This window comes from Arthrobacter sp. UYCo732, assembly GCF_040547265.1.
GTDB lineage: Bacteria > Actinomycetota > Actinomycetes > Actinomycetales > Micrococcaceae > Arthrobacter.
This window is the reverse complement of sequence record NZ_JBEPPJ010000005.1, coordinates 13,451-38,062: the sequence shown is the minus strand read 5'-3', so window position 1 is coordinate 38,062 and position 24,612 is coordinate 13,451. Positions and strand designations below refer to the sequence as shown.

At 65.6% G+C, this 24,612-nt stretch carries 28 protein-coding genes and 2 pseudogenes; 9 read left to right on the top strand and 21 right to left on the bottom strand.

Features of this window, described 5'->3' with window-relative positions:
• Nucleotides 1-139 precede the first annotated feature (139 nt).
• The gene (locus ABIB45_RS09680) at nt 140-1,399 is read left to right on the top strand and encodes a GAF domain-containing sensor histidine kinase (protein WP_354215644.1); all 1,260 of its coding nucleotides are present in this window, start codon (nt 140-142) and stop codon (nt 1,397-1,399) included.
• On the opposite strand, the gene ABIB45_RS09675 is transcribed toward ABIB45_RS09680, so the two are convergent.
• The 4 genes from ABIB45_RS09675 to ABIB45_RS09660 are packed head-to-tail and all read right to left on the bottom strand — an operon-like array spanning nt 1,396 to nt 5,218.
• Nucleotides 1,396-1,821: an ATP-binding protein gene (locus ABIB45_RS09675; protein WP_354215643.1), complete on the bottom strand. Its 426-nt coding sequence runs from the start codon at nt 1,819-1,821 to the stop codon at nt 1,396-1,398. The two genes, ABIB45_RS09680 and ABIB45_RS09675, sit on opposite strands and share 4 nt — an antisense overlap.
• A complete protein-coding gene (locus ABIB45_RS09670) occupies nt 1,814-2,146 on the bottom strand; it encodes an STAS domain-containing protein (RefSeq protein WP_354215642.1) in 333 nt (110 codons plus the stop codon). Before ABIB45_RS09670 ends, ABIB45_RS09675 begins: the two co-directional genes overlap by 8 nt.
• The gene (locus ABIB45_RS09665; RefSeq protein WP_354215641.1) at nt 2,136-4,106 is read right to left on the bottom strand and encodes a glycosyltransferase family 2 protein; all 1,971 of its coding nucleotides are present in this window, start codon (nt 4,104-4,106) and stop codon (nt 2,136-2,138) included. Before ABIB45_RS09665 ends, ABIB45_RS09670 begins: the two co-directional genes overlap by 11 nt.
• Nucleotides 4,103-5,218 carry a PP2C family protein-serine/threonine phosphatase gene (locus ABIB45_RS09660; protein ID WP_354215640.1) on the bottom strand — a complete coding sequence of 372 codons (1,116 nt, stop codon included), beginning with the start codon at nt 5,216-5,218 and terminating at the stop codon, nt 4,103-4,105. The genes ABIB45_RS09665 and ABIB45_RS09660 overlap by 4 nt, the downstream gene beginning before the upstream one ends.
• 239 nt (nt 5,219-5,457) lie before the next feature.
• Here ABIB45_RS09660 and ABIB45_RS09655 point away from each other — a divergent pair, with 239 nt between their 5' ends.
• The gene (locus ABIB45_RS09655; protein WP_354215639.1) at nt 5,458-5,751 is read left to right on the top strand and encodes a hypothetical protein; all 294 of its coding nucleotides are present in this window, start codon (nt 5,458-5,460) and stop codon (nt 5,749-5,751) included.
• Between the two features lie 221 nt (nt 5,752-5,972).
• Here ABIB45_RS09655 and ABIB45_RS09650 read toward each other — a convergent pair whose 3' ends face one another.
• Nucleotides 5,973-6,212 (bottom strand): hypothetical protein, encoded by a 240-nt coding sequence (locus ABIB45_RS09650; RefSeq protein WP_354215638.1) that lies wholly within the window; start codon nt 6,210-6,212, stop codon nt 5,973-5,975.
• A gap of 37 nt (nt 6,213-6,249) precedes the next feature.
• Nucleotides 6,250-6,729 carry a thioredoxin-dependent thiol peroxidase gene (gene bcp, locus ABIB45_RS09645; RefSeq protein ID WP_354215637.1) on the bottom strand — a complete coding sequence of 160 codons (480 nt, stop codon included), beginning with the start codon at nt 6,727-6,729 and terminating at the stop codon, nt 6,250-6,252.
• Nucleotides 6,730-6,980: 251 nt separating this feature from the next.
• Here bcp and ABIB45_RS09640 point away from each other — a divergent pair, with 251 nt between their 5' ends.
• Complete coding sequence (locus ABIB45_RS09640) at nt 6,981-7,379, top strand: cupin domain-containing protein (protein WP_354215636.1); 399 nt, start codon at nt 6,981-6,983, stop codon at nt 7,377-7,379.
• A gap of 37 nt (nt 7,380-7,416) precedes the next feature.
• Here the strand turns inward: ABIB45_RS09640 and ABIB45_RS09635 are convergent, their stop codons facing one another.
• The 4 genes from ABIB45_RS09635 to ABIB45_RS09620 form a co-directional block, all read right to left on the bottom strand.
• Nucleotides 7,417-7,791 (bottom strand): nucleoside/nucleotide kinase family protein, encoded by a 375-nt coding sequence (locus ABIB45_RS09635; RefSeq protein WP_354215635.1) that lies wholly within the window; start codon nt 7,789-7,791, stop codon nt 7,417-7,419.
• 144 nt (nt 7,792-7,935) lie between these two features.
• Nucleotides 7,936-8,187: a hypothetical protein gene (locus ABIB45_RS09630; RefSeq protein WP_354215634.1), complete on the bottom strand. Its 252-nt coding sequence runs from the start codon at nt 8,185-8,187 to the stop codon at nt 7,936-7,938.
• A gap of 131 nt (nt 8,188-8,318) precedes the next feature.
• A complete protein-coding gene (locus ABIB45_RS09625) occupies nt 8,319-9,374 on the bottom strand; it encodes a cation diffusion facilitator family transporter (RefSeq protein ID WP_354215633.1) in 1,056 nt (351 codons plus the stop codon).
• Entirely contained in the window at nt 9,371-9,736 is a 366-nt protein-coding gene (locus ABIB45_RS09620; RefSeq protein ID WP_354215632.1) for an ArsR/SmtB family transcription factor, read from the bottom strand. The genes ABIB45_RS09625 and ABIB45_RS09620 overlap by 4 nt, the downstream gene beginning before the upstream one ends.
• A 914-nt stretch (nt 9,737-10,650) precedes the next feature.
• Here ABIB45_RS09620 and ABIB45_RS09615 point away from each other — a divergent pair.
• Both ABIB45_RS09615 and ABIB45_RS09610 read left to right on the top strand, forming a co-directional pair.
• The gene (locus ABIB45_RS09615; RefSeq protein ID WP_354215631.1) at nt 10,651-10,887 is read left to right on the top strand and encodes a DUF4192 family protein; all 237 of its coding nucleotides are present in this window, start codon (nt 10,651-10,653) and stop codon (nt 10,885-10,887) included.
• Between the two features lie 103 nt (nt 10,888-10,990).
• Complete coding sequence (locus ABIB45_RS09610; RefSeq protein WP_354215630.1) at nt 10,991-11,221, top strand: hypothetical protein; 231 nt, start codon at nt 10,991-10,993, stop codon at nt 11,219-11,221.
• 77 nt (nt 11,222-11,298) lie between these two features.
• On the opposite strand, the gene ABIB45_RS09605 is transcribed toward ABIB45_RS09610, so the two are convergent.
• Nucleotides 11,299-11,643, bottom strand: coding sequence for a hypothetical protein (locus ABIB45_RS09605; protein WP_354215629.1), 345 nt, complete (start codon nt 11,641-11,643; stop codon nt 11,299-11,301).
• 209 nt (nt 11,644-11,852) lie between these two features.
• On the opposite strand from ABIB45_RS09605, the gene ABIB45_RS09600 reads away from it, so the two are divergent.
• Nucleotides 11,853-12,815: an SMP-30/gluconolactonase/LRE family protein gene (locus ABIB45_RS09600; protein WP_354215628.1), complete on the top strand. Its 963-nt coding sequence runs from the start codon at nt 11,853-11,855 to the stop codon at nt 12,813-12,815.
• Here the strand turns inward: ABIB45_RS09600 and ABIB45_RS09595 are convergent.
• Together ABIB45_RS09595 and ABIB45_RS09590 are read right to left on the bottom strand one after the other, a co-directional pair.
• Nucleotides 12,812-13,393, bottom strand: a pseudogene (locus ABIB45_RS09595) (SRPBCC family protein); the annotation flags it as partial. The gene ABIB45_RS09600 and the pseudogene ABIB45_RS09595 overlap by 4 nt on opposite strands.
• A 106-nt stretch (nt 13,394-13,499) precedes the next feature.
• Nucleotides 13,500-13,634 (bottom strand): hypothetical protein, encoded by a 135-nt coding sequence (locus ABIB45_RS09590; protein WP_354215627.1) that lies wholly within the window; start codon nt 13,632-13,634, stop codon nt 13,500-13,502.
• A 197-nt stretch (nt 13,635-13,831) separates the two neighbouring features.
• Here ABIB45_RS09590 and ABIB45_RS09585 point away from each other — a divergent pair.
• Nucleotides 13,832-14,252: pseudogene (locus ABIB45_RS09585) on the top strand (NADPH-dependent FMN reductase).
• 22 nt (nt 14,253-14,274) lie between these two features.
• Here the strand turns inward: ABIB45_RS09585 and ABIB45_RS09580 are convergent.
• Together ABIB45_RS09580 and ABIB45_RS09575 are read right to left on the bottom strand one after the other, a co-directional pair.
• Nucleotides 14,275-14,748 (bottom strand): sensor histidine kinase, encoded by a 474-nt coding sequence (locus ABIB45_RS09580; protein ID WP_354215626.1) that lies wholly within the window; start codon nt 14,746-14,748, stop codon nt 14,275-14,277.
• Nucleotides 14,749-15,818: 1,070 nt separating this feature from the next.
• On the bottom strand, nt 15,819-16,700 hold the full coding sequence (locus ABIB45_RS09575; protein ID WP_354215625.1) for a helix-turn-helix transcriptional regulator: 882 nt from the start codon (nt 16,698-16,700) through the stop codon (nt 15,819-15,821).
• Nucleotides 16,701-16,794: 94 nt separating this feature from the next.
• Here ABIB45_RS09575 and ABIB45_RS09570 point away from each other — a divergent pair, with 94 nt between their 5' ends.
• The gene (locus tag ABIB45_RS09570; RefSeq protein ID WP_354215624.1) at nt 16,795-17,637 is read left to right on the top strand and encodes an MFS transporter; all 843 of its coding nucleotides are present in this window, start codon (nt 16,795-16,797) and stop codon (nt 17,635-17,637) included.
• A gap of 286 nt (nt 17,638-17,923) precedes the next feature.
• Nucleotides 17,924-18,964: an NAD(P)-dependent alcohol dehydrogenase gene (locus ABIB45_RS09565; RefSeq protein ID WP_354215623.1), complete on the top strand. Its 1,041-nt coding sequence runs from the start codon at nt 17,924-17,926 to the stop codon at nt 18,962-18,964.
• A gap of 82 nt (nt 18,965-19,046) precedes the next feature.
• Here the strand turns inward: ABIB45_RS09565 and ABIB45_RS09560 are convergent, their stop codons facing one another.
• From ABIB45_RS09560 to ABIB45_RS09535, 6 genes are all read right to left on the bottom strand, one after another.
• Complete coding sequence (locus ABIB45_RS09560) at nt 19,047-19,904, bottom strand: 3-hydroxyacyl-CoA dehydrogenase family protein (protein ID WP_354215622.1); 858 nt, start codon at nt 19,902-19,904, stop codon at nt 19,047-19,049.
• The gene (locus tag ABIB45_RS09555) at nt 19,901-20,734 is read right to left on the bottom strand and encodes an enoyl-CoA hydratase/isomerase family protein (protein ID WP_354215621.1); all 834 of its coding nucleotides are present in this window, start codon (nt 20,732-20,734) and stop codon (nt 19,901-19,903) included. Before ABIB45_RS09555 ends, ABIB45_RS09560 begins: the two co-directional genes overlap by 4 nt.
• Complete coding sequence (locus tag ABIB45_RS09550) at nt 20,734-21,945, bottom strand: thiolase family protein (RefSeq protein WP_354215620.1); 1,212 nt, start codon at nt 21,943-21,945, stop codon at nt 20,734-20,736. Before ABIB45_RS09550 ends, ABIB45_RS09555 begins: the two co-directional genes overlap by 1 nt.
• A gap of 100 nt (nt 21,946-22,045) precedes the next feature.
• Nucleotides 22,046-22,666 carry a TetR/AcrR family transcriptional regulator gene (locus tag ABIB45_RS09545; protein ID WP_354215619.1) on the bottom strand — a complete coding sequence of 207 codons (621 nt, stop codon included), beginning with the start codon at nt 22,664-22,666 and terminating at the stop codon, nt 22,046-22,048.
• Between the two features lie 66 nt (nt 22,667-22,732).
• The gene (paaK, locus tag ABIB45_RS09540) at nt 22,733-24,097 is read right to left on the bottom strand and encodes a phenylacetate--CoA ligase PaaK (RefSeq protein WP_354215618.1); all 1,365 of its coding nucleotides are present in this window, start codon (nt 24,095-24,097) and stop codon (nt 22,733-22,735) included.
• Between the two features lie 6 nt (nt 24,098-24,103).
• Complete coding sequence (locus ABIB45_RS09535) at nt 24,104-24,607, bottom strand: hotdog fold thioesterase (RefSeq protein ID WP_354215617.1); 504 nt, start codon at nt 24,605-24,607, stop codon at nt 24,104-24,106.
• Nucleotides 24,608-24,612: the final 5 nt, after the last annotated feature.

The window sequence follows — 24,612 nt, the reverse complement described above, 5'->3', positions numbered from 1 at the left end:
CTCATTCCTGCGGTTGCCCCATCAATTACAACTGGCAAAACCGCGCTGGATGGGAGCTCAGAGTGATAGGGCAACCGGGAAGGCCGATATCATCGGCGGAGGACTGGGGCGTGGGACATACCAAGGGGGACAGCACTGCATGGAGACCGTCACATACGGGTGGACAGCGGCGGAATCGGACCGCACAGCGGCGATACAGGACTATGGGTTGGCCCCGGTGTCCGCCGGCGGACCTCCGGCGCTCCCCGATGCCGAAGCCGGCGGGGCGCTCAGCAACCTGGTCACGCTGGCCGCCCGGCTCTGTGCCGTGCCGTTCGGCGTGGTGAACATCATCACCGAGGATCAGCAGGTGCAGATCGCGGCGTCGGGTGTGGACCCCGGCGTGTGCTCGCGGGAAGACTCGATGTGCGCCCAGGTCTTCCTGAGCGGACAGACCACCGTGGTGCCCGATGCGTCCCAGGACGTGAGGTTCGCCGACAACCCGTTCGTTACGGGCCGGATCGCCAAGGTCTGGTTTTATGCGTCCGTTCCTCTGAAGACGGCCTCAGGCTTTGTACTGGGCTCACTCTGCATTTTCTCCGACGGCCCCGCCAGCCCCACGGCAGAGCAGATCGGGATGCTGGAAGTGCTGGCCCACCAGGTGGTGGAGGTCCTTGAGCTGCAACACCGCACCCTGCAGCTGAGCGAAGCGCTGACGGAACTGGAACGCAGCAACTCCATGCTGGGGGAGTTCGCCGGGCGCGTCAGCCACGATCTCCGCATCCCGCTGACCACCATTCTGGGCTACGTGGAGCTCGCCGAGGACGATCCGGATATCCCGCCGGGCCATCCGGCCATGGAGTACCTGGAGTTCATCGGGGGCGGTGGCCGGCGCATGCTGAAGACCCTCGAGGATGTACTGGAATATTCCCGCGTGGACGGGGCCCTGCGCCGCGAACGGGTTTCGCTGCTGGCGGTAACCGAAGAAGCGGCACATGACCTGGGGCTGGAGCTTGGGTCCGCGTCCGGCATCTTCTGCGATGACACGGAACTGCTCGCGGACCGGTCCCAGCTGCGGACGCTAATCCAGAACCTGATCGCCAATTCCCTGAACTACCGCAGCCCGGAGCGTGACCTCCGCGTCACCGTGGGCGCAGCCGCCAGCGATCGCGGCGTGCTGGTCAGAGTCTCGGATAACGGCATGGGAATCCCGCAGGCGGACAGGAAACGTGCCGTGGAGCCCCTGGTCAGGCTGAACCGGGCAGGAGACGGCCCAGGCACCGGCCTGGGCCTGGCGACGTGCCGGCGGATCGCGCACGCCCATGGCGGGGAACTGGACATCCAGGACACGCCAGCGGGCGGCGCCACCATTTCCGCACTGTTCCGCTGGGAACTATCGGAACAAGCCGTCCGTCCCTAGGACTGTGACGTCTTGGACAGGATCCAGGTGTTCGTGCCGTCCTGCCGTTCGAAGCTCACGGTGGTCACCAGCGCCTCGATGAGCGCCAGGCCGCGGCCGGACTCGGAATCGTCATCCGGGGTGCCGGGTTCCAGCGGGCCGAACGGCGGCTTGGCATGGAAGGCGCTGACCCGGGCCTGCAGGAGCGTGGGCTGGACACTGATGTCCACGCCCAGTTCCACGCGCCGTTGGGTTTGGGCCGGGCGCGCGTGCTGGACAATGTTCGACGCCGATTCGATGACGGCCGTGGTGAACGTCATCTGGTCCATGGCCTCGACAAACGGGGCGTCGTTCCAGAGGCCGTCCAGTTCGTCATGGACGGCCTCGATGGCCTCTGCCGCGGCGAGGCCCCGGAAACTGCGGTGGGCCAGGACGTCAGTCATTGCTGAACGCTTCGTCCGCGGAGGCATAGGCATTGAGTACCCGGTCCATGCTGGTCAGCTCCAGCACCATTTTCACCTGCGGCTGGACGGACGCGATGCGCAGGTCCCCGCCGGCCTGGCGGGCGGCCTTGAGGCAGCCGATCAGTGCGCCGAGTCCGGACGAATCCATGAACGCCGTGTTCTCAAGGTTCACCACGATCCGCGACGAACCGCCGGCGATCACGTCGGTGACAAACTCACGCAGCTTCGGCGCGGACACCATGTTCAGCCGCCCGTCCGCTCTGACCTCCGCGTACGAATCCTTGACCTCGTAACTAAACTCCATCGTGTTTCCTCTCTCCAGCATCAACGTCCCCAGCGGGTTCGTAGCCCTTGTACAAAACGGCCCGAACCAGGATGCTCATGACCACCAGGTCAAAAATAACCCAGGCCACGTTCACCAGAGTGCCAAGTGGCTCGGCCAGTCCCGTGGCGAGGCGGACGAGTCCGACGACGGCGGCAACCGCCAGCAGTGCGGCGACGATGAGCTGGGGCCGGATCAGGCTCCAGCTGGGGCCGCCGGTCTGGCGGGCTTTCGGCGTCACCGCAAACCCGAGGGGGCGGCCGAACCAGACGTTCTTGGCCGCCGTCGAACACGCCTTGATCCAGGTGGGGAACAGGGCGAGGCTGTACTGCTGGCCGCGCCAGGTGGGGATCCCCCGGCCGGCCACCGCGAACAGCAGTTGGTTGGCCACCATAAACGGGATGAACCTCAGGAAGAAGTCCCAGCTGAGGCTCGTGACGGGCAGGACGCCCAGCAGCAGGTAGATGATGGGGGCGGCGAAGTAGATGACCGCCGCGTAGCCGCTGAGGTAGGTCCACATGGTGGCGAAGTACATCAGTCGCTGGCCGATCTTGAGGCCTTTCTGGACCAGCGGGTTCTCCCGGAGCAGCACCTGGATGGTTCCCTGCGCCCAGCGGAGGCGCTGGGTGAGCATGGTTGCGATGTCCTCGGGTGCCAGGCCGTAGGCGAGGATTTCGTGGTGGTAGACGCTCTCCCAGCCCATGGCGTGCATGCGCATGGCGGTGGCCATGTCCTCGGTGACGGAGATGGTGGCCAGCGGCATCACCGGCTGGGCTTCGTCGTTCCGCTCCACGTTCAGCGCGTCCAGGACGGCCTGCACGGATTCCAGTGCGCCCAGCGGCGACCAGTCGCGGGCTGCCATGCGCTGGACGGCGTCGTCGGCCACTACGGGCACGCCCGCGTCGCCAACGTGTGCAAGTTCCATGGCGGCGATTTCCTCGAGGTCCGCCTGCAGGGCGGACATGTCCGCCTGGACCAGGATCTGGACGGCGTTGTCCACACGCCGGCGGACCCGGTATGTGATTTCGCCCAGGGGCTCGGCGGCGGCGAGCTGCGCCTGGGCTTCCAGGGTGGCGGCCGCCACCTCGTCCAGCACTTCAGACACCAGGGGAGTGCCCACATCGGCGGATTTCCGGGCCTGGCGGATGGCGGAACGGGAGGCCGTCAGCGCGCGGCGGATGCTCTTTTCGGTTTCCTTGACGTAGCCCACCAGGCCCAGCTGCATCAGGGCTTCGCGGCGCAGGATGGCGTTGGAGCCGCAGAAGAAGGCCGCGTTCCAGCCGTCCTTGCCCTGCTGGATGGGGCCGTAGAAGAGGGGAGCCTGGCTGCCGAGGGGATCGTCCGTGGGGACGTTGCTGAAGTACTGCGGGGTCTGGACCAGGGCCACCCGGCGGTTGTTGAAGTACCCCAGGGTCTTTTCCAGGATGTCCGGTTCCGGGATCTGGTCCGCGTCGAGGATCAGCAGGAATTCGCCGTGGGTGACCATCAGGGCGTTGTTCAGGTTGCCCGCCTTGGCGTGGCGCGGCACGTTGGCCGTCCAGTCCTCGCTGCGGGTCACATAACCCAGGCCGTGCTCTTCGGCGAGGGCCTTGAGTTCGGGCCGGGCGCCGTCGTCGAGGATCCACGTGCTGTGCGGGTGGCGGATCCTTTTGGCGGCCAGCGCGGTGGTCATGACCATGTCCAGGTCTTCGTTGTATGTGGTGATAAAAACATCAACTGTGGCGTCCGACGGCGGGACTGGGGCGGCCTCGCGGATCTTCAGTTTCCACACCGTCATGCCAAAGAGCATCACATCGACCAGGCTGTATGTCTCGGCAACCACTAGGGGGACGGCGATCCACCAGGCATCCCAGTTGAGCGAGGCCGCCCAGCGCCAGGCCACGTAGTTCAGGCCGAAGATGACGGTCAGGACCACCACCACGCGGGTCCAGGAGCGGTTCACGCTGCGGCTCCGGCCAGGAGGCGGCGGACGACGACGACTGTGACGTCATCCTCGGCCGTTTCGGCAGGTGCCAGGGCCATGATGGCGTCGCTCGCGGACTGCGCGGACGCCTGTCCGTGGGCGGCGGAGCGCACGGCATCCGTGAATGACCCGACGGAGTCGAAGACATCCAGCACACCGTCGCTGACCACCACCAGGGAATCGCCCGGGGCCAGGCCGATGGCGGCCTGCGGCCAGGCCGAGCCTGCCCAGGCGCCCACGGGCGGACCGCCGCTCGGCAGGCGGTGGACAGCACCGGCGGTGGTGACGTGCAGGGCGAGGCCATGGCCGGCGTCGACATAATTCACGACGCCGGACGCGGCATCCAGCCGGGCGTGGAAGAGAGTGGCGAACGAGTTGGAGGAATCGAGGTCCGCCGCGATGGTCCGGGCGGCGGAGGCGAACGCCCCGTCCAGGTCCGGGCGGTGCCCGGTGGAGCGCATGACGGCCCTGACGGTGGCCGCGATCAGGGCCGCACCCATGCCCTTGCCCATGGCATCAGCGAACGTCAGGTGCAGGCCGTCCGACGTGCGGTACCAGTCATAGAAGTCCCCGCCCACGCTGCGGGAGGGCCGGAAGACGCCGGCGAGGTCGTAGCCCTCCACCCGGACGTCCTCCTTGGGCAGGAGGCTTTGCTGGACTTCGGTGGCACGCTCAAGCTCGCTGCGCGCGGCGGTGTCCACGGCAGTGGCCGGCTGCCGGCGGCGGAACAGGGCGTTGATCCTGGACTGGAGTTCGCGCGGGCTGAACGGCTTGCTGATGTAGTCATCGGCGCCGTTGTCCAGGCCGGCGAGCTTGTCCAGCTCATCGGTACGGGCGGTCAGCATCACAATAAAGGCGTCCGAAAACTCACGCAGGAGCTTGCACACCTCCAGGCCGTCCAGATCCGGGAGGTTCAGGTCCAGGGTGACCAGATCAGGCTTGGCGCGGCGGACTTCTTCCACTCCGGGGAGGCCGGCCTCGGCCTGGGTTACCTCGAAGCCCTGCTTGACCAGGACCCGGACCAAGAGGCCACGGATATCGGGGTCGTCCTCGATCACAACGGCACGGCGGGATTCGGGCATGGATGGCATAACTCTACTTCTACAGTATTAAGGCAACTGGGGCATGTCACAGGTCTGACGCCGCCAGTTGACTGGTCATGCGGAAGCCCGATTCAGGCTACCCCAACGCCACACGCGGGTGTCAGGTCTTGTGGGAATATTTGCGCTGCCTTGATGGGACCTTGAGCGTCCATGGCCACACTCGAAGCAGGAGCTTCGAGGAAGGCTTTGACAGAATGCGCGGCTTGCCTGAGGACGGTGCAGGGGTGATGGAAAGAACTGAATCCGATAACGGACTTTCGGTCAGGGTGGCTGGCTCGTGGCGGTTCTTGAAGCAGGGCCGCCGTCCTCGCAGGACTGTCCATTACCTCAGCCATTACTGGAAGCTCCGGTCCCTTTCGCGGTCGCTGGCCAAGGCGCTGGGCGAATCCTGGGAGGCATCGAGTTGGCCCGGTGACCGGCTGGCTGTCGGCATCGAGCTTTCTGAAAAAGTGGAAAAACTCACCCTTCGCCTCAACCGCGAAACCGAGGTCCACGGCCGCCTGGTGGCGCTGCTGAAGTAGCCGTTCCTTCCTGACCCAATCCATGCCAGACTTACCACCATCGAGTGGCTGGGGATACCAAGTCAGGAGATCGCCGTGCATTGGTATACAGGTTGGGCTTACCTTTTAGCTGGGCTTATGACCATGGACGCGCTTCTGCTGGCCCTGTGGGTGATCGATTCCGGCTGGCCAAATAACTGGCGAAAAAAGCCCTGACTCATTCCGGCCGTGGTGAGGTCCACCTATGTGCCCTTGTCGTCCGCCGGGTAGCCCTCGATGGGTCGGGGCGCCAGAGCTGCGGGCCAACTCCACGTCACCTTTGCGCAGGTGGCAGATGCCGTAGCCGCGGTGGCCCGGCCGGACCCTGATGCTTGGCCGGGATCCGGTACCTCAGGCCAGCCCACGTTGGCGTGGAGCCGCTTGGGCCCCACAACGGTCCGGACATCCTCAAAAAGCGTGCCGGGGCGAACTTCGATCGCCATGCCTGACTCCGATCTGCGGCTGCCTCTACCGGCCAGGCTAGGCCGCGAGCGCGTCCCGGAGAGCTGCGACGTGGCCCTGTGCCTTGACCTGGTACTGGGCCAGCGCAACATTGCCCGCGGGGTCGACCACTACGGTGGACCGGACGAGGCCTTCGACGATTTCGCCGTTCACCAGCTTTTCGCCGAAGGCGCCGTAGGCGAGGGCCACCGCGTGGTCTTCGTCGGACAGGAGCGGGAAGGTCAGGTCAAACTCGCCCGCGAAGTCGGCGAGCTTCTCGGGGGCGTCCGGGGAAATGCCCAACACTTCGTATCCGGAGCCCTGGAAGGACGTGAGGCTGTCGCGGAAATCGCAGGCCTCGGTGGTGCAGCCCGGTGTTGCAGCGGCCGGGTAGAAGTACACGATGACGTTCTTGCCGCGGTAGTCAGACAGGGACGTGGCCTTGCCGGCGGCGTCCTGCAGGGTGAAATCCGGGGCCTGGGTACCTGGCTGAAGCTTGATGGTCAGTTGGGGGCGCATGGCGTTCCTTCGGGAGACTCTGGTGGCTAAAGGCAAAAACTAGTGAAGCGGGCTTTCTGCTCCCGTAACAACCCGGGCGTCATATGAAGTATTCCGCAGGTCCCGGATCTTTCATTGACTTCAGCTCCGGCAGGGATACCGTTAAAGATACTCAGAATGGTCTCTGCAGTACGTTTGCCGCCCGCCTTTAACCGCGCCGCCCTGCGTGGTCCCTTATGCGCCCGCGAATCATTTCTTAGGCTGTGTCCTTTATGACCGCAAATTTCATCCGAGCCCTGGCCGTTAAGTCCTTGGACGTCCCGGACAAAAAGAGATGCCCGGACAAGGCCGAGTTCGATCTTGTCACCGTCGATGACTACTCGGTGGCCCGGCTGATCCTCGCTCCCGGCTGGCGTTGGTCCGAGTCCGCCAAACCCACTGAACTGACGGAGTTCTGCGAACACAACCACCTGGGCTATTGCGTCTCCGGCTCGCTGCAGATTCAAACGTCCGACGGCGTGAGCTCCACTATCCGCGCCCACGACACGTATGCGCTGCCGCCCGGGCACGATGAGTGGGTGGTTGGCGCCGAGCCGTTCGTCGCCGTCGAGTTTTTGGGGACGGCGTCCTTCGGCCGGCCGCGGAGCCGGGGATTGCACGCGCTGATTTGAGCCGGCGCTGACTGTTGCGGGGGACTGTTGCCGGGGCTTAGACGGGCACGGCATATTTGTAACGCACGCTGTGCTGCAGTGAGTCCACCACGTCCGCAGGCGGCTGGCCGGCGTCGAGCTTGAGGAAGGACCGGTACTCCGGCAGGGATCGGTAGGCGTTTTGGAGTGACACCAGGTCTGCCAGCGTCTCGGTATCTGTGCCGGGCGCCATGATGCGCCGGTGGGCCACCGCGGGTTCCACATCCAGGTGCACCACGGCATCGGGTGCCGCCAGGCGGGACAGCAGCCGGGGGAGCAGTCGGCCGCGCGGCAAGCCCTTCGCTGTGCGCAGCGCGAGCTGGCAGTACAGGTGCCGGTCCATCACCACCAGCCCGCCAAAGCGGCTGGCCCGGACGGTGGGACACGAGCGCATTGGCAACGCGGAGGGTGGCCTCCACGGCCTCGGCAAAGCGACCTCCTCGTCCCGCGGTGACGCGCACTTCACATCTCACCCTGGGGTTGATTCCTGGCGAGCTGCGAGTCTTCACTCGGGCAAGACCCCAGGTCCGGTTTCTTGTCAGTGCGCAGCCATACGAAGATCGGCGACGCCTTCATCGAGGGATGTTCGGATGCCCTGCTCTTTCGCGACGAAGGCGGCCGTTCCTTCGTCGAACGGCACCAGAAGCGCTGGGTCGCGGTCCCATTCCTCGATGCAGGGGGGCACACCCCACGACCCCCGATACCTGTGCACGGCGAGATCCGCCATTGCGCAGTACTGTTCCGCCCACGCAACCACGGACTCTTCGACTCCGAACTGGCACGAGTTCATACCCGTCGGTAGTCACGGTGACGAATGCGAACCCTCCGCCGACGGCGACGGCGACGTCGACGGAATCGGGACAGGGGTCGGCGCTACTCGGCGCAGCTGAACTAGCGTCTCCCTGTGGCGCGGGGGATCGATTAGCGGGCAACGACGAGAACCGATCCGACGTTGCGGATGTTGGACCGCACGACTTCTTCCACAGAACGGCTGAGGTCCGCGAGGTCGGCCATGGTCCAGTCCGGGTCCGCGGGTGTGGTGACTTCCACGTGGAGCCGGTGTCCGCTCCAGCGCAGCCTGACGGTGGACGCTGCCGGGGCGACCGGCGCGATGGCAGCTTCCGCGCGTTCCAGCAGGCCCGGTTCCACGCCGTCCAGAAGCCGGCGGCCGATGTCCCGGGCCGTGCCCCACAGCAGGACGAAGATGGCGACCGAGATCAGGATGCCGATGATGGGGTCCGCCAGGGGGAACCCGAGCCAGACGCCGATGACACCTGCGACGACGGCCAGGGAGGTAAAGCCGTCGGTCCGGGCGTGGACACCGTCCGCGACCAGTGCCGCGGAACCGATTTCCTTGCCGACCCGGATCCGGTAGACCGCGACGATCTCATTGCCGGCGAAGCCGAGCAGGCCGGCGGCCAGAACCCAGCCGAGGTTGTTCAGGGGCTGGGGCTGGAAGATGCGGATAACCGACTCCACCGCAGCCACCACGGCGGAGAGGGCGACCATGGCAATGATGAACAGCCCGGCCAGGTCCTCGGCCCGGCCGAAGCCGTGATTGTAGGTCCGCGTCGCCGCACGGCGGCTGAGAATGAAGGCCACCCACAGGGGAACGGCGGTCAGGGCGTCGGAGAAGTTATGGATGGTGTCCGCCAGCAGGGCCACCGAGCCGCTGAAAAGAAAGACCGTCAGCTGCAGCAGCGAGGTGACCGCCAGCACCGCGAGGGAGATCTTCAGGGCCCGGATGCCCTTGACGGAGGATTCCATCGCTTCGTCCACCGAATCCGCCGCGTCATGGCTGTGCGGAACGAACAAACCGTGGAAGAAACCCTTCAGTCCGCGAGGGTGCCCGTGCCCATGCTCATGCCCGTGCTCAGGGTCATGCTCGAGGTCGCGGCCATGATCCTGATCGTGATCGTGGGTGTGGGTCGGCCCGACCGTACCGTGGTCCTGGGTGTGATCGTGGGTCTGTTTCATGGGTTCTTGGTCCCTGTCGTCCGGTGGTGGTGGCGCGGTGTGCCGCCCAGGGAATGTTCGGCCTGGAAGATAGCATCCGCGACCAGCTGGCGGGCGTGCTCGTTCTCGAGCCGGTAGTACACCCTGGTTCCTTCCTGGCGGGTGGAGACCATCCGGCCCAGCCGCATCTTGGCCAGGTGTTGCGACACGGCGGACTGGGGCTTGCCCACGGTTTCGGCGAGGTCGTTGACGGACATTTCGCCGTCGCGCAACGCCAGGATCAGCCGCACCCGGGTCGCGTCCGCGAGCATGGCGAAGATTTCGACGGCCAGCTCGACGTATCCGCTGTCCACGTGCAACCCGCAATCCCTATCTGCATCCATGCGAATATTATTACATAAGTGCAGGGGGCTAGGCTTCCTGGCCAACATTCGATGTAGCTGGCTAGTTTCCTGCGCCAGTGCAGCTGCCACTGGCAGTGAGCCAGTGCGGGAAGCCTGAGGATGATGCGGCCTCACCTTGGCCAGGATCCGCTGCCGGCAGCTCGTCCCGGATCGCGCTTCCTCGCGTGATCGGTTGGTGTCGCCAGCCTAGACTCGTGGTGGCCTGAGAGCGCCAGCCAGGTCGACGGCAAAGCTACCCGAGGAGGACTCTTATGCGCCATGCAACCACCAGCCCGGAGGCTGCGCCCGCCGCCCAGACGCTTTTCCGGGTCGCTCTCGGAGGCGTGCTCATCGCTCACGGATAAGCGGACACCTACCAGCTGAAGGAATCTCAATGCTGTGTAAGGGATTTTCCTTGTGTTCCCGGCCCCAACTTTGCTGGTGTGGAACTCTGTATTGTCTGGGAAGCCGCCCCTGAGGTACGGATGCTGTGCTGTAGCCTCCTGTGACTGTGAATGCCCAGGTGAATCCCTTATTCTCGGCCTTCGAGGTCCCGGCAAAAAGCTTTTCAATGAATCATTTTCATGCTGCAAGGTCGGCCACCGTCTTGTCAGGAGTGAGGGGAACCCATGGTGGAAATCGCGCTGACCTGTGCTCATGCAATGCGTGCCCTTGCTGGTGCCTTCGATGCCCCCCTCCGCCGAACTACCCGAAGAGTTTTTGGGAGCCAGCCCCTCCTGCGTCGCTGATTTCCTCCGAAGATTTCCCGGATCTTGCCCTGCGGGTGGAGGGGCCTCCGTCGGCCACAGCTCCGCAAGCTTCGCCAGCAGCCAAAAACAACGGGGGAATCAGGGACGCAGATGGCACGGTTACGCCGTCCCCTCACCCCATCTTCGGACAAAAGGAGCAACACCATGACTGTTGCAATCCGCGCTACCGGCCCGGCCGACATCCTCGGTTTCATCCCGCACGCACTGGGCGCCGAGCCCCGCGAGTCGTTTGTTTTCGTGACCATGCAGGGCAACCTGCTCGGTGCCCCGCTCCGCGTGGACGCCCCCATGGAAGCGGCGCCGGGCGTGTTCGCCCGCGTCATGCGCGGCTATCTCGCAGCGGATACGGCGGCCACGGCCGTCCTGCTGGCCGTCTTATAGGGACCTGCCCGCACCGGATGGCCCGTGCCCGTTCCATGGGCACATCGATGCGCTCATTGAAGTATTCGACGCCGCCGGGACCCCGCTCAAGGACGGGTGGCTGGTGACGTCCACGCACTGGCAGAACCTGCGGTGCGACAGCGAGGCCGGATGCTTCGCACCCCAGCCGCTGGACTCCATCAAGGACAGCAACGTGAACGCCGCACTGGCCACCGAGGACATAAGCGCACTGCGGGCCCTGTGGCAGGCAGCACTGCAGTACGCCGGGGAAGTTTCCGCGCACCACGCCATGGAGCTGGTGGCCGCGGTGGTGCGTGCTTGGATTCGGCGTTAGAAGGCCGGCCACATCGGCAGTGCAGGGCAGCGTACGACGGCGGCTGGCCGGCCGCCGTCGCACGCTCCCGCGGGAGCCTATTGGCAGAAGGTGGACAGCGCCTTGTTGGCAGCCTGATTGTTCGACTGCATCTCTGCAATCTTGTCCTGGTCCGGGGTCTCCTTGGAGGCCTCATCCGCGTACTCGATCAGGGATCCGAGCGCGGGCTTGAGGTCGTCCGATGCCACGGCTTCGATGGGCCGGATCTGGTTGGCGAGGCGCACCAGGCCGGTCTTGGTCTGGCCGCCGCCGTTTGTGGGGTTAGAGATGACAACCTGGACGCGCTCGCAGGTTTCGGCGGTGGAAAGTTTGGTGGGCGCGGTGCATGCCGAAGCGGTGAGTACGAGGCCGGCGGCGATCAGGGCGGTGGCGAGTTTCTTCATGGGTCCCTCAGTAGGCGGTTGAGGTTTCGATTGTAAGCAGAGTGCGCGGTCCGGTGCCTCTTGTACGGCTCCGGCGGGCGGAGTGTGACCGGCCAAGGAGGGGGTTTGAAGTCTGGCGGGCACCGCGCGGGGTGCTTAAACTGGCAGGATAACCGTGCGGGCCTGCCGCATGTTGGCCTGTGCGGATCCGTCGAATCAAGGAATCCAAAATGGCCCGCACAACCCACAATTCAGGAAAAGTACAACGCCGTACCGCCATGGTCTTCTTCGCGCTCATGGGGCTGCTGGCACCTGTCAGCCCGGCCGTAGCTACGCCGCCAGGAGACTCAGTCATTGTGCTTGAGGGCGCCACCTCTGCGGAGGGGATCGCTGCCGGGAGGGGAACAACCTTCTACGCCGGCGACCTGCTGCTCGGTGACATTTACCGCGGTGACATCCGTGGCGGCAGCGCAGAACTGTTCATTGATGTTTCCGATTTTGATTCGACGCAACGGGCCGCCGTCGGCATGAAAGCCGATGTCCGGAACGACCTGCTGTTCGTGGCAGGCGGCGCCACTGGCAAGGCGTATGTCTATGACACTGAGTCGGGCAAGCCGGTCAAGGACTTCACCCTGGCATCCGGCTTCATCAACGACGTCACGCTCACCCGCGATGGGGCCTGGTTCACCAATTCAGCAGCTGCGCAGCTGTACTTCATTCCGGTGGGCCGGCACGGCAGGCTCGGGGATGTGCAGACGCTGACGCTGCATGGCCCGGCCGCAGAGTTCGCGGGCGACTTTAACCTCAATGGCATCGCTGCAGCCGACGGCGGCGGGACGCTGATCGTTGCCCACTCGGGCTTCGGCAAGCTCTTCACCGTGGACCCGGAGACCGGCAACAGTGCGGTTATTGCCGGCGTGGATGTGCCCAATGTTGACGGCATCCTGGTCCGGGGCCATCAGCTCTGGGCGGTGCAGAACTTCTCGAACCAGATCAGCCGCATCAGGCTCGCCGATGATCTGTCCTCCGGCGAGATCCGGGACGTCATCACCAGCAGGGACTTCAAAGTGCCCACAACCGTTGCCCTTTTCGGCAACTCGCGCTCCGGCGCCAGGCTGGCCGCAGTGAACGCCAAGTTCGGCGACACCACGGCCACCCAGTACGAAGTAGTGCTGGTGCCGGCCTGGGACTAGCGGCCGCCCAGGCTGCCGCCAAGGGGCGGGGCGGTCCTGTCGTTGGGCCGGCCGCGCCTGCGATCACCCCTGCTGTGGTGCTCGCCGTCCGCCGATTCATCCGACTCGCCTTCGAGATCCACCAGGCCGCCTGTTTGGTCGAACGAGGGTGCGAACCGGTTGTATTCGTGGGGCGCATCGCTGGCTGCGCCCCGGGCGCCTCCAGGGACTGACTCCCGCGATGCCCCGGTGGCGTGGCCCTCGTGTTCGATGAAGTCTTCGAAGTTCCCCAGATCCTGGTTTGCCTGGCGGCCCACCACATGCAGGAGGTCGCCTACCTTCTCCAGCGTTCCCTCCGGCAGGTACTCGAGGGTGGGGGACACCTCGGTCCGGTTCCCGCCGGCGTCGGAGAATTCCACGGCGCCGGAGTTTGTGGCGCCTTCGGTGCTCGCCCACGCAACCCTGTGGTCCGGGACCTGCTCCAGGATGGTTGCCTCCCATTCCCTGCGGACGCCGACGATGCGCGCCACCCATTTCAGCCGGTTAGCGCTGAGCCTGGTCACGCCTTCCACACCGTCCACGAAGTGTGGGAATTCCTCAAACTGCGTCCACTAGTTGCAAGCCGTGCTGACGGGCACGTCCACCGCAATGCGTTTCTCCACTTTGCTGCTCATGGCGCCTCCTTCGACTGGAACAGGCTGATGGCTAGTCATCGTCGGGGTCGGCGCCTTCGGCCGGTTCCTGCGAATGCACGCGGATGTCGGTGGGGTCCGCGGCTTCGTCCCCTTCGGCCGGTGCCTCGCTGTGGATCCGCTGCGCTGGTACTGGTTTGTCCTTCATGACAGATGCTCCCCGGGATGCGTGGTGGATGGCGGCATATTCATCATTCAGCGCCTCCGGCAGCGGAGTGTCAATAACCCCGGAGTACCTATGGCTGTGGCAGGGTTTTGTGCTGGACTGAGGGGGCACTGTGCCGCTTCACCGCCCAAAACTCACTGGCCAGCCGGGCCGCCGGCTGATGGCAAGGAAACAATCGCATGGCAACGTACAAGATCGGATATTTCGTGGGGAGCCTGGCAACAGGGTCCATCAACCGCACGCTCTCCCAGGCGCTGATCAACCTCGCGCCGGAGGACCTCGAATTCACCGAGATCCCCATCAGAGACCTGCCGCTCTATGGCTACGACTACGACGCATCGGGACGGCCGTGATGCAGTCCTCCATGCGCGGCGTGCTGAGCTTTCTGGGTGCTCCCCAGCTCAATGCCCCGGAGGTCTGTCTATCCAGTTCAAGCCCGAGGTCTTCGGGGAAGGCGGCGAAGTCCAGGACGAATCGACGGCCAAGTTCCTGCGGCACTACATGGAGGAATACAGCGCGTTCGTTCAGCGGGGGCTGGCCGCCAATGCGCCGGGCCACATCGGCGACCCGGAGCCGGACCCGGACAAGCTTTCACGGTAGGCCGTCCATCCCAAGCCCGGGCTCAGTCCAGGGGCAGGGTCACCGTGACAGTGGTGCCTTGCCCCGGCGTCGAACAAACCCGAACGGTGCCGCCGGCCTCGTGCACGGCCACGGACATCAGCCGCAGCCCGTACCCGTGGTGCCGCCCGCTGAAGGCGAGCTGACTGTCAAAGCCCGTGCCGTCGTCGGTCACTACCAGGCGCACGCCGTGATCGATGGCGGCCAGCTGGACGGTAAGTTCGGCGGCCTCTGAGTACTTGAAGGCGTTGCTCAGTGCTTCGCGGGCTGACTGGTAGAGCAGGGACGCGCAGTCCGCCGGGATCTCGACGCCCCAGTGCGGAGTATCCCAGCGGACCGCCGTCCCTTGCTGGCGGAGAGGGGCGGTCAGCCGGTCAATGCAACCGGCCAGCCCCAAGCTGTAGAAATCGAGCGGATGGTGATCGGTGATCACTCCTCCGACCGCGACTACCTCGTCGAGAGCTGATTCGTTCCCCATGAATCTTCCTGCTTCCCCGCCGTTTGTGCCGATACGTCCAGCGTGAACCGCTAACCGCATGGGTTACGAAGGGTTCACTCAAGATCGCATCAATTTTTTTGGATGAGGAGACCACCACCCCCGCTGGCGAGGACTGAGCCGCAAAATTCGATCGTTACATGCCGCAACAGTTCGGTGCCAAAAGGCCCGTGGGGAGACCTTTTCGTGCTGCGCGCCCGGACAACATTGGGGCCATAGCCAGCCCCAAGGAGGGTGAGATGCGCAGGCCAGCGCCGTTCGGCAGAGCGATTCCCGCAACGTTTCTCGTTGCCTTCCTCCTCACCGCGTGCGCGCCGCAGGCAGCGCCGCCGTCGACCGGAAATCCCAGCTCCACGGTCCCCTGCGCCACGGCGACAGCAACGGGAACCGCAACTGCGGCGCCCGGCGCAACGGCCACCGCGCCGGGGTCGGCCCCGTGGAGGGTGCACACCACGGCGGACGGCCAGCTGGCGTTCGACCTTCCCGCGGCGTGGAGCGTCAGGGAGCCGGCCGGGGAACTGCCTGCAGGCGGCGGTGTGTTCGCGGAGGTGACCAACCAGGCAGGCAAGCCGCTGGCCTCCCTTCGGACCAATTTGGCCACCGGTTCCACGTGTATGGAGCGTCACCCGTACTCGGTGCTGGAGTCACAGGAACTGCCGGCACTGGCTCACAACGGCACCGCACCGCGGTACATTTTCGAGACCCGCGGGAACGATGCCGCTCCGGGGCCGGCCGATACTCCGGCAGCGGCCTACGGAATGAAAACGAGTGCGCTGCCCACCGGTGACTCGGCCTGTGCCATCTTCCAGTTCTTCACATGGCCGCCCACCGCTGCCATCTGCGGAGCGTTCTACAGCCCCGAGAACAACGTGACGCCAGGAGCGGACTCGCTGCCGTACCTGGTTCGAACCCCCGAACGGAACCTTGGAAGCCCCCGCGCGCGAGTTCACCTCGCGCGGGGGGCTTCCCATCAAGGGAACGCCCGACGGCGGCCGCGCGGCGTACGCACTGACTCAAACGAGCGTGGCACTCGGCGCAGCGGCTGGCGGCAGTTAGCCTCGGGCGTGCGCCTGGGCGGCTTCGGTGATGTGCTCGGTCACGGCCCAGGAAGCGAGGAGCTTGAGGGCTTCCTCGGCGGGGCTGCCAGGAGTGGCAGGGTAGACCGTCAGCGTATGCCCGGGGTCCTCTTCCAGCCCGAGTACTTGGTAGTTCAGCTCTAGGGGCCCCACCACCGGGTGCTGAAAAATCTTGGTGCCGGCGTAGTGCCGCCGGACGTTATGCGCTGCCCACCGGGTGCGGAAATCGTCACTGCGCATCGAGAGCTCACCAACCAGTTCGGCGATGCCCTTGTCGTGCGGGTTCCGGCCTGCTTCGCGGCGCAGGATGGCGACGTTGGTGTTTGCCGCCCGCTCCCAGTCGGCGTAGAAGTTGTGCGCCCGCGGGTCGAGGAAGATGAAACGGGAATGGTTGGCCGGGCGTGCGGTGCCGCGGTACATCTCCGAATACAGGGCGTAGCCCAGGGTGTTGGCGGCCACGATGTCCATCCGGTTGTTCCCGATGAAAGCCGGCGCCCCGGTAATGGTGTCGAGCAGGAACTGCAGCTCGGGGCGCACGGCTGAGGGCACCGGGGCTGCAGCACGTTTCCGGCCTGAGGTGTTCGCCGTGCGGGCGAGGTCATAGAGGTGGTCATGTTCGGCCCGGTCAAGTTCCAGGGCACGGGCGATGGCATCCAGGACGCTGTCCGAAACGCCGGTGAGGTTTCCGCGTTCCAGCCGGGTGTAATAGTCCACGCTGACACCGGCGAGGCGCGCCACTTCCTCCCGCCGAAGTCCGGGCACACGACGCCGGCCGTAGGGTTCGATGCCGGCCTGTTCCGGTGTGATGCGCCCCCGGCGGGTGGAGAGGAACTGCCGGATCTCGGCTCGGTTATCCATAAGGACACGGTACGACGGATCCGGAAAACGTTGGGAGGCTCTGCCATAACGCGTTTCAGCAATGCCCTCGCTGAGCCTTCCCGGAGCCGGTTTGATGGAAACAACTCCCAAGCCACTGACCAGCCAGTCATCAACCAGGCCAGTCATCAACCAGATGGAGCACCAGCCCATGCACACACCGGCAGCAGCGCCGCAGACGGCCGTCCCGGCGAGACTCGTGGCCACGGTCATCTTCCTCACCGCCGTCGCTCCGCTGGCCACCGACATGTACGTCCCGGCGTTCCCGCGCCTGTCCCGTGAGTTCGGCGGCGCGGTCATCCTGCAGCTGACCGGCTGGCGGATGACCTTCTGGACCCTCGCCGCCCTGGGCATCCTGATGACGCTCTGTGCCCTGTTCGTCGTTCCGGAGTCCATGCCGCCGGGGAAACGGCACGCAGGCGGACTGGGCGAATCCGGCCGTGCGGCTAAGGCTGTGCTTTCGAACCGCCGCTTCGTTGGCTACGTGGTGGTGCCGTCGTCGGCCTTCATTGCCCTGTTCGCCTACGTGGCCCCGTCCGCGTTCATCCTGCAGAACATGAACGGGCTCTCGCCAGTGGAATACTCAGTGGTTTTCGCCGCGAACGCGGGCGGCATGACCATCGCCGCACTCGTCTCCGCACGCCTGGCCGGGCGGGTGCCCACCCGCCGCGTCATTTTGATAGGGCAGATCATCGCACTGGCTGCGGGCATCGTTGCCCCCATCGCGGGCCTGGGCGGCGACGAGACTGCGGTGCCCATGGCCGTGCTCATGATCGGCGGAGCGCTGCTGTCCCTGTTCGGGCTCCTGGTCCTGGCCCGCCCGCATTCCTCACGCCCGCATTCCGCACGCCCGGAAACTCCCCAGAGCCCGCAACTCGAACGAGACTCATTACTGCCCGCAACATCCTGCAGCAATTAGCACCTGAAAGGGAGCGCCATGAACATCGGACCAACCCGCGAGACCACCAAGAACCCGCCGGAACAGTTCGCCGGCGACGCATCGCCATCCTGGTGAACGGCGACGACCCGGCCGCCACCACCATCTGGCACGAGCACATCAGCGACGCCGAGTACGAGGGCCGCTAAAGGGGGTCTGCCGTAACCCGTTTCAGCAGGGCCCTCCCTGGATGTGCCCGGACAGGGTTTGATGTTAACCAACCCCCTGTAGCATCCAGTTATCCCCCCAAGAAAGACACAGGAGACCCATGACTACCGTCAAGGCCTATGCATCGCCGTCCTCCACCGAGAACCTCATCCCCATCACCGTCGAACGCCGCGCCGTCGGCCCGCACGACGTCCTGATCGAGATCAAGTACGCCGGCATCTGCCACTCCGACATCCACACCGTCCGCGGCGACTGGGGCCCGCAGCAGTATCCGCTGGTGCCCGGCCACGAGATCGCCGGTGTCGTCACCGAAATCGGCTCCGCCGTCACGCGGCACAAAGTAGGTGACCGGGTTGGCGTCGGCTGCATGGTCAACTCTTGCGGCGAGTGCGTCAACTGCCAGGCCGGCGAGGAGCAGTACTGCCTCAAGGGCAACACCGGCACCTACGGCGCCGTGGACCGCGATGGCACCATCACCCAGGGCGGCTACTCCACCCACGTCGTCGTGACCGAAGACTTCGTCGTGACCATCCCCGAGGGCATCGAACTCGACGTCGCGGCTCCCCTGCTGTGCGCCGGCATCACCACCTACTCGCCGCTGCGCCACTGGAACGCCGGCCCGGGCAAGAAGGTAGCCGTCGTTGGGCTCGGCGGCCTCGGCCACATGGCGGTCAAGCTCGCCCACGCGATGGGCGCCGAGGTCACGGTCCTCTCGCAGTCGCTCAAGAAGCAGGAAGATGGCCTGCGGCTGGGCGCGGACCACTACTTCGCCACCAGCGATCCCGGCACGTTTGAAGAGCTTGCCAGCAGCTTCGACCTGATCATCAATACGGTCAGCGCTTCGATCGACATCAGTTCCTACCTGCAGCTGCTGACCCTCGACGGCGCGCTGGTCAACGTGGGTGCCCCGGCCGATCCGCTTCCCGTCAACGCCTTCGCCCTGATCGGCGGGCGCCGGTCGTTCGCCGGCTCCATGATCGGCGGCATCCCCGAAACCCAGGAGATGCTGAACTTCTGCGCCGAGTATGGCATCGGTGCGGAGATCGAGGTCATCCCGGCCGAAAAGATCAACGACGCCTACGAGCGCGTCCTGGCTTCGGACGTCCGGTACCGCTTCGTGCTTGACACCGCCACCCTCTAAGCAGGGTTAACCTGCGGCGGGACGGCTCCCAAAAAGGGGGCCGGCCCGCCGTCGTATCTGTCCTGCCGTCGTACCCACCAGGTCAGGACCAGTCGAAAAAGCCCTTGCCGCTCTTGCGGCCCAGCTCGCCGCGGGCCACCTTGTCCTTGAGGATCTGCGGCGGGGCGAACCGGTCCCCGAGCGTGGACTGCAGGTATTCGGCGATGCCCAGCCGCACGTCCAGGCCCACGATGTCCGTGGTCCTCAGCGGGCCGGTGGGGTGCTTGTAGCCGAGGACCATGGCGGCGTCGATATCCGCCGGGGAGGCCACCCCATCCTCCACCATGCGCATGGCCTCCAGCGCGATGGCCACGCCGAGGCGTGAGGAGGCAAAGCCGGGCGCGTCGTTTACGACGACGGCGGTCTTGCCGAGTGCCTCCACCCACCTTTTCGCTGCGGCGGCCAGGTCCGCGGAGGTTTGCTCGCCGAGTACCACCTCAATGAGCGTGGATGCTGGGACCGGGTTGAAGAAATGCAGGCCGAGGAAGTTTTGTGGCCGCTTCAGCTCCCGGGCCAGGCCATTGACCGACAGGGATGACGTGTTGGACGCCAGGTATGCGTCCTCGGCCAGGCGCTCTTCGATGCCCCGGAGCGCGGTGACCTTCAGGTCCCAGTCCTCGGGAACGGCCTCCACAACCAACTGGCGGTCGGCGAAGTCGTTGTAATCCACCGCCACCGCGAGCCGGGACGCCATCTCATCCAGGTTGACGTCGGTGGCGCCGCGTTCGATGCTTTTGGCGGCCGCGGATTCCACCCGTTCCCGGGCGGCTTCGGCGGACTCTTCATCGCGCTCCACCACCAGGACGTTGGCCCCGTTGATGAGGAAGGCGTGGGCGATTCCCGCGCCCATGCGGCCGCCGCCGAGGACGCCGACGCTGGAAGGAAGGTTCGGATTCGTCATGACTGCTTCTTCTCCGTCTTGGTGTCGCCTGGCTCATTTTCCGGCTTCTTGCTCCCCGACTTTTTGTCCAGGAACGCCTGCATGCGGTCGAACTTCGCCTGGGATTCAAAGAGGATTCCCTGCGCCAGCTGGTCAATCAGCGGATGCGACTCGGCCGGGGCGTGGAACACGGACTTCGTGATCCGCACGGCCAGCGGGTCCTGGCGGCCGATCCTGTCTGCGAGGTTGTGGGCGGCGTCCATCAGGTCCGGCGCCTCGTGGATTTCCGTGATGAGGCTGGCGGACAGGGCGTCCTCTGCCCTCAGCACCAGGCCCGCGAGCAGGATCTGCTTGGCCAGCGGTTCCCCCACCAGTTCCTTGAGCCGCCAGCTGGCGCCGGCCGCTGCGAGGATGCCCAGCCCGGTTTCGGGATTGCCGATCCGGACGCTGGGTGTTCCGATCCGGAAGTCCGCGGCGTATGCGAGTTCGGCACCGCCGCCCAGGCAGTAGCCATCCAGCGCCGCGATAACGGGCAGGGGCAACTTGGCAATCCGGACAAAGATTGTGGAATTGATGCCCTGCAGCGCGTCGTCACGGCGCCGCTCGCGTAGCTGGGCAATGTCCGCCCCGGAGGCGAATACACCGTCCACGCCGGCCATGATTAGGACTTTGGGGGTCTGTTCCAGAGCGGCGCAGACCACGTGCAGTTCGTCCACCATCTGCTGGTCGATGGCGTTCCGTACCTCCGGCCGGTTAAGGAGGACCACCACGCGGTCCTCACGTTCCTCGACCAGGAGGGTGCTGAAGCGTTCGTTTGCGAGGGATCCGTTCCCATTCTCCGGCGCCGGCATCAGACGCGCTCCAGCAGCATCGCGGTGCCCTGTCCGACGCCGATGCACATGGTGGCGAGGCCAAGTTTGGCGTCCTCGCGTTCCATCCGGCCGAGCAGGGTGATGGCGATCCGTGAGCCGCTGGAACCGAGCGGATGCCCCAGACTGATGGCGCCGCCGTCGTTGTTGACAATGTCCGGATCCAGGCCCAGCCGCCGCATGCTGGCCAGCGATTGCGTGGCGAACGCCTCGTTGAGTTCGACGGCGCCAAGGTCGCCTACACTGAGCCCGCTCCGCAGGAGGACTTTTTGCGTGGCGGGGACAGGGCCGATGCCCATAATTTCGGGTTCGCAGCCGGCGGAGGCGCCGTCGATGATCCGGGCCCGGGGCGTCAGGCCCAGCCTTTCGATGGCGGCCTCGGACGCGACGATGATGGCTGAGGCGCCGTCGTTCAGGGTGGAGGAGTTGCCGGCAGTGACCACAGAACCGCCCTTGACCACCGGGCGCAGAACTGCCAGGACGTCCATGGTGGTGCCCGCCCGGGGGCCCTCATCGGTGTCCACCACGGTTTCGGCTTTGCGGGACTTGACGGTCACGGGAACGATTTCGTCCGTGAACCGTCCGGCTGCGATGGCGGCGAGAGCGCGTTCGTGGGACTGGACCGCGAAGGCGTCCGCGTCCTCGCGGGAGATGCCGTCCACGCGGGCTACCTCTTCCGCGGTTTCCGGCATGGAGTAGGTCATCTTGCCGTTGCGCGCCAGTTCGCCCTTCTGGAAGAGCGGGTTCACGAACCGCCAGCCAATGGAGGTGTCGAAGATCTGGCCGGGCTTGGCGAAGGCGGTGGCTGGCTTTTCCTGGACCCACGGCGCCCGGCTCATGGACTCCACGCCGCCGGCGATCACCACATCCGCGGCACCGGACTTGATCATGTGGCTGGCCTGGATGATGGCGCTCAGCCCGGACGCACACAGCCGGTTGACCGTGATGCCGGAGATGTGAAGGGGGAGGCCGGCAAGCAGGGTTGCCATCCGGGCCACATTGCGATTTTCCTCGCCGGCGCCGTTGGCGTTGCCGAGGATCACTTCCTCAATGCTGTCCGGATCCAGGCCGGCACGGGAGACAGCCTCGCGGACCACCAGTGCGGCCAAATCGTCTGGGCGGACCGAGGAAAGCGCTCCGCCGTAACGGCCCACCGGTGTCCGGACGCCACCAACAAGAAAAGCCTCAACCATAAGAACAGATCCTTTACACCAGGCAACCGGGGCCGGACTTGAATTAGTTACCGACCGTTCGTTCTATAAAGATGGCATGCTGCGCTGTGGAGGTCAACTGCTAGCGGGCTGCGTGAAGCCCGTCGAACGCGATGGTGATGACGTCGTCGGCCAGTTTTTCGGGGGAGAGGGATCCGCCCGGTTTGTACCATTCGACGATCGAGTTGATGGTGCCGAACAGCAGTCGGGTCACGGTGCGCGGGTCGATGTCCTGGCGCAGCGATCCCTCGTCGCGTGCCGCCGAGATGAGCCCTGCCACCTCGTGGTCGAAGGCGCGGCGGCGTTCCAAGGCGTCACGTTCGATCTCCGTGTTGCCGCGCAGGCGCAGGAGCAGGGTGACAAAAGGCAGGCGCTCCACCAGTACGGCGACGGTCTGCCGCAGCACATATTCCAGCCGTGAATCGGCCGCGCCGGAGCTGGCTTCGGGCTGTTCCAGGATGGCCTCGAGGCCACCGAGCGCGTGATCCAGGGCCAGCTTCAGGAGGTCACCCTTGGACGGCACGTGGTGGTAGATGGCGGACTTCGAGATGCCCAGGTTTTCGGCCAGGATGCCCATGGAGGTGGCGTCGTAGCCGTGCCGGTTGAAGACGTCGACGGCGATGAGCAGCACGGACTGCTGGTCGTAACCGGGGCGCCCTCGCTTGGCGGCGGCGGTGCTGGCTGTCTCAGTGGTGCTGGGCATGGTGCCTATTTTCTCATGAATGGTCAGTCAGGCGGCGCAGCCGGGAGGCTGCACCGCCCGGCCTCACTACTGCTGCGGCCGCAGGTCGTAGATACGCTTCAGCTTGCCGTTGGACCGCTCCAGCGAGCCGGGCTCCACCACGTCCACCGTGCACGAAGAACCCACATGGATCTTGATTTGCTCCTGCAAGGTGCGCCCCGCCGTCGTACTCTGCTCAACTGTCGCCGTCTCCCGGCGTTCGATCTTCACCGTCATCCGGTCCATCCGCTGGTTTTCCGGCCGGGTGAGTTCCAACTGGAAATGCGGGCTCAGCTCGGGAATCCGCAGCGCGATTTCTTCAATCTGCGAGGGGAAGACATTCACGCCGCGAAGGATGATCATGTCGTCGCTGCGGCCGGTGATGCGGCCCATGCGGCGGTGCGCGGGGCGGGCGGTGCCGGGCAGCAGGCGGGTGAGGTCCTTGGTGCGGTAGCGGATGATGGGCAGCGCTTCCTTGGTGAGGGAGGTGAACACGAGCTCGCCGTGCTCGCCGTCACGCAGCACGTTCTCCGTGCCCACCAACGGGTTGAAGGCGTCAATGATCTCGGGGCGGAAGTGGTCCTCCCAGATGTGGCTGCCGTCCTGCGTCTCTACTGCCTCGCCGGCGACGCCGGGGCCCATCACCTCGGAGAGGCCGTAGATGTCGCAGGCCTTGATGTTCATGGTGACTTCGAGTTCGTGCCGCATCTCCTGGGTCCAGGGCTCGGCACCCAGCACCGCGAACTTCAGGGACGTGGAGGCGGGGTCGATGCCCATGTGCGCCATGGCGTCGGCGATGGTGAGCAGGTAGGTGGGAGTGGCCAGGATGGCGTCCGGCTTAAAGTCCTGGATGAGCTGGATCTGGCGTTCGGTTTGCCCGCCGGAGATGGGGATGACGGTGCAGCCGAGTGCTTCGGCGCCGGCGTGGGCGCCCAGGCCGCCGGTGAACAGGCCGTAGCCGTAGGCGTTGTGGACCTTCATGCCGGGCCGGACGCCGGAGGCGCGCAGGGAACGGGCCACCAGTTTGGCCCAGTCGGCGAGGTCCTGCTTGGTGTAGCCGACGACGGTGGGCCGGCCCGTGGTGCCGGAACTGGCGTGGATGCGGGCCACTTCGTGCTGCGGCACGGCGAACATGCCAAACGGGTACTCGGCGCGCAGGTCGTCCTTGGTGGTGAAGGGGAAGTTGCCCAGGTCGCTGAGTTCGCGGAGGTCCGCGGGGTGGATGCCGGCGTCGTCGAATTTGCGCTTGTAGAGGGGAACACGCTCATAGGCGTAGGCAACCGTGTGCTGCAGGCGGCTGAGCTGGAGGGCCTCGAGCTCGTCGCGGGACATGGTTTCCTCGCGGTCCAGCACGGCGTCGGTTGCAGGGCTCGCGGTAGTCGCGGCGGGGGTTTCGGGGGCATGGAGGGTCATGGTGTCCTACTTCTTGGGGATGGTGCGGCTGCGGCCGCGGAACTCGGCGATGAGTTCCCCCGGCTGGCCGGAACTGAACAGGCCGGAACCGGGCTGGCCGGAACTGGGCGGGGAGCCGGTCTGCGCGCCAGGGTCGGCGGCGAAGATTTGGATGTCATACAGCCCGCTGCGGCCTGCGCTGGAGCGACGGTCTGCAACGGCGGTAATCACCTGGCCGCGGAAGGCGGGCTTGAGGAAGTTGATGTCGACGCCGGCGGCCACTGTGATGCTGTCCGCGTCCCCGGGCCCCGGGTTCACTGGGTTGCAGGCCAAGGCGAAGGCGGTGTCTGCGAAGGCGAAGATCATTCCGCCATGGGCCATGCCGAAGCCGTTGAGCATTTCCTGCCGGAGGGTCATGCGGATGGTGGCATGGCCGTCGGTGACAGCGAGGACTTCGATGCCCATCCATTCGGAGGCGTAGTCGTTTTCCAGGATGGGGTGGGTGGCCCCGGAAAGGGCTGCTTCAGTCATGCGTC

Excerpts from the sequence above, each read along its gene's own strand:
- ABIB45_RS09670 (WP_354215642.1), bottom strand. The coding sequence starts at position 2,146 with ATGGAGTTTAGTTACGAGGTCAAGGATTCGTACGCGGAGGTCAGAGCG.
- ABIB45_RS09675 (WP_354215643.1), bottom strand. The coding sequence starts at position 1,821 with ATGACTGACGTCCTGGCCCACCGCAGTTTCCGGGGCCTCGCCGCGGCA.
- ABIB45_RS09560 (WP_354215622.1), bottom strand. The coding sequence starts at position 19,904 with ATGACGAATCCGAACCTTCCTTCCAGCGTCGGCGTCCTCGGCGGCGGC.
- ABIB45_RS09615 (WP_354215631.1), top strand. The coding sequence starts at position 10,651 with ATGACTGTTGCAATCCGCGCTACCGGCCCGGCCGACATCCTCGGTTTC.
- ABIB45_RS09600 (WP_354215628.1), top strand. The coding sequence starts at position 11,853 with ATGGCCCGCACAACCCACAATTCAGGAAAAGTACAACGCCGTACCGCC.
- ABIB45_RS09555 (WP_354215621.1), bottom strand. The coding sequence starts at position 20,734 with ATGCCGGCGCCGGAGAATGGGAACGGATCCCTCGCAAACGAACGCTTC.
- ABIB45_RS09550 (WP_354215620.1), bottom strand. The coding sequence starts at position 21,945 with ATGGTTGAGGCTTTTCTTGTTGGTGGCGTCCGGACACCGGTGGGCCGT.
- ABIB45_RS09680 (WP_354215644.1), top strand. The coding sequence starts at position 140 with ATGGAGACCGTCACATACGGGTGGACAGCGGCGGAATCGGACCGCACA.
- ABIB45_RS09535 (WP_354215617.1), bottom strand. The coding sequence starts at position 24,607 with ATGACTGAAGCAGCCCTTTCCGGGGCCACCCACCCCATCCTGGAAAAC.
- ABIB45_RS09655 (WP_354215639.1), top strand. The coding sequence starts at position 5,458 with ATGGAAAGAACTGAATCCGATAACGGACTTTCGGTCAGGGTGGCTGGC.
- ABIB45_RS09565 (WP_354215623.1), top strand. The coding sequence starts at position 17,924 with ATGACTACCGTCAAGGCCTATGCATCGCCGTCCTCCACCGAGAACCTC.
- ABIB45_RS09545 (WP_354215619.1), bottom strand. The coding sequence starts at position 22,666 with ATGCCCAGCACCACTGAGACAGCCAGCACCGCCGCCGCCAAGCGAGGG.
- ABIB45_RS09650 (WP_354215638.1), bottom strand. The coding sequence starts at position 6,212 with ATGGCGATCGAAGTTCGCCCCGGCACGCTTTTTGAGGATGTCCGGACC.
- bcp (WP_354215637.1), bottom strand. The coding sequence starts at position 6,729 with ATGCGCCCCCAACTGACCATCAAGCTTCAGCCAGGTACCCAGGCCCCG.
- paaK (WP_354215618.1), bottom strand. The coding sequence starts at position 24,097 with ATGACCCTCCATGCCCCCGAAACCCCCGCCGCGACTACCGCGAGCCCT.
- ABIB45_RS09620 (WP_354215632.1), bottom strand. The coding sequence starts at position 9,736 with ATGGATGCAGATAGGGATTGCGGGTTGCACGTGGACAGCGGATACGTC.
- ABIB45_RS09640 (WP_354215636.1), top strand. The coding sequence starts at position 6,981 with ATGACCGCAAATTTCATCCGAGCCCTGGCCGTTAAGTCCTTGGACGTC.
- ABIB45_RS09660 (WP_354215640.1), bottom strand. The coding sequence starts at position 5,218 with ATGCCATCCATGCCCGAATCCCGCCGTGCCGTTGTGATCGAGGACGAC.
- ABIB45_RS09590 (WP_354215627.1), bottom strand. The coding sequence starts at position 13,634 with ATGAAGGACAAACCAGTACCAGCGCAGCGGATCCACAGCGAGGCACCG.
- ABIB45_RS09605 (WP_354215629.1), bottom strand. The coding sequence starts at position 11,643 with ATGAAGAAACTCGCCACCGCCCTGATCGCCGCCGGCCTCGTACTCACC.
- ABIB45_RS09635 (WP_354215635.1), bottom strand. The coding sequence starts at position 7,791 with ATGCGCTCGTGTCCCACCGTCCGGGCCAGCCGCTTTGGCGGGCTGGTG.
- ABIB45_RS09630 (WP_354215634.1), bottom strand. The coding sequence starts at position 8,187 with ATGAACTCGTGCCAGTTCGGAGTCGAAGAGTCCGTGGTTGCGTGGGCG.
- ABIB45_RS09580 (WP_354215626.1), bottom strand. The coding sequence starts at position 14,748 with ATGGGGAACGAATCAGCTCTCGACGAGGTAGTCGCGGTCGGAGGAGTG.
- ABIB45_RS09570 (WP_354215624.1), top strand. The coding sequence starts at position 16,795 with ATGGAAACAACTCCCAAGCCACTGACCAGCCAGTCATCAACCAGGCCA.
- ABIB45_RS09625 (WP_354215633.1), bottom strand. The coding sequence starts at position 9,374 with ATGAAACAGACCCACGATCACACCCAGGACCACGGTACGGTCGGGCCG.
- ABIB45_RS09575 (WP_354215625.1), bottom strand. The coding sequence starts at position 16,700 with ATGGATAACCGAGCCGAGATCCGGCAGTTCCTCTCCACCCGCCGGGGG.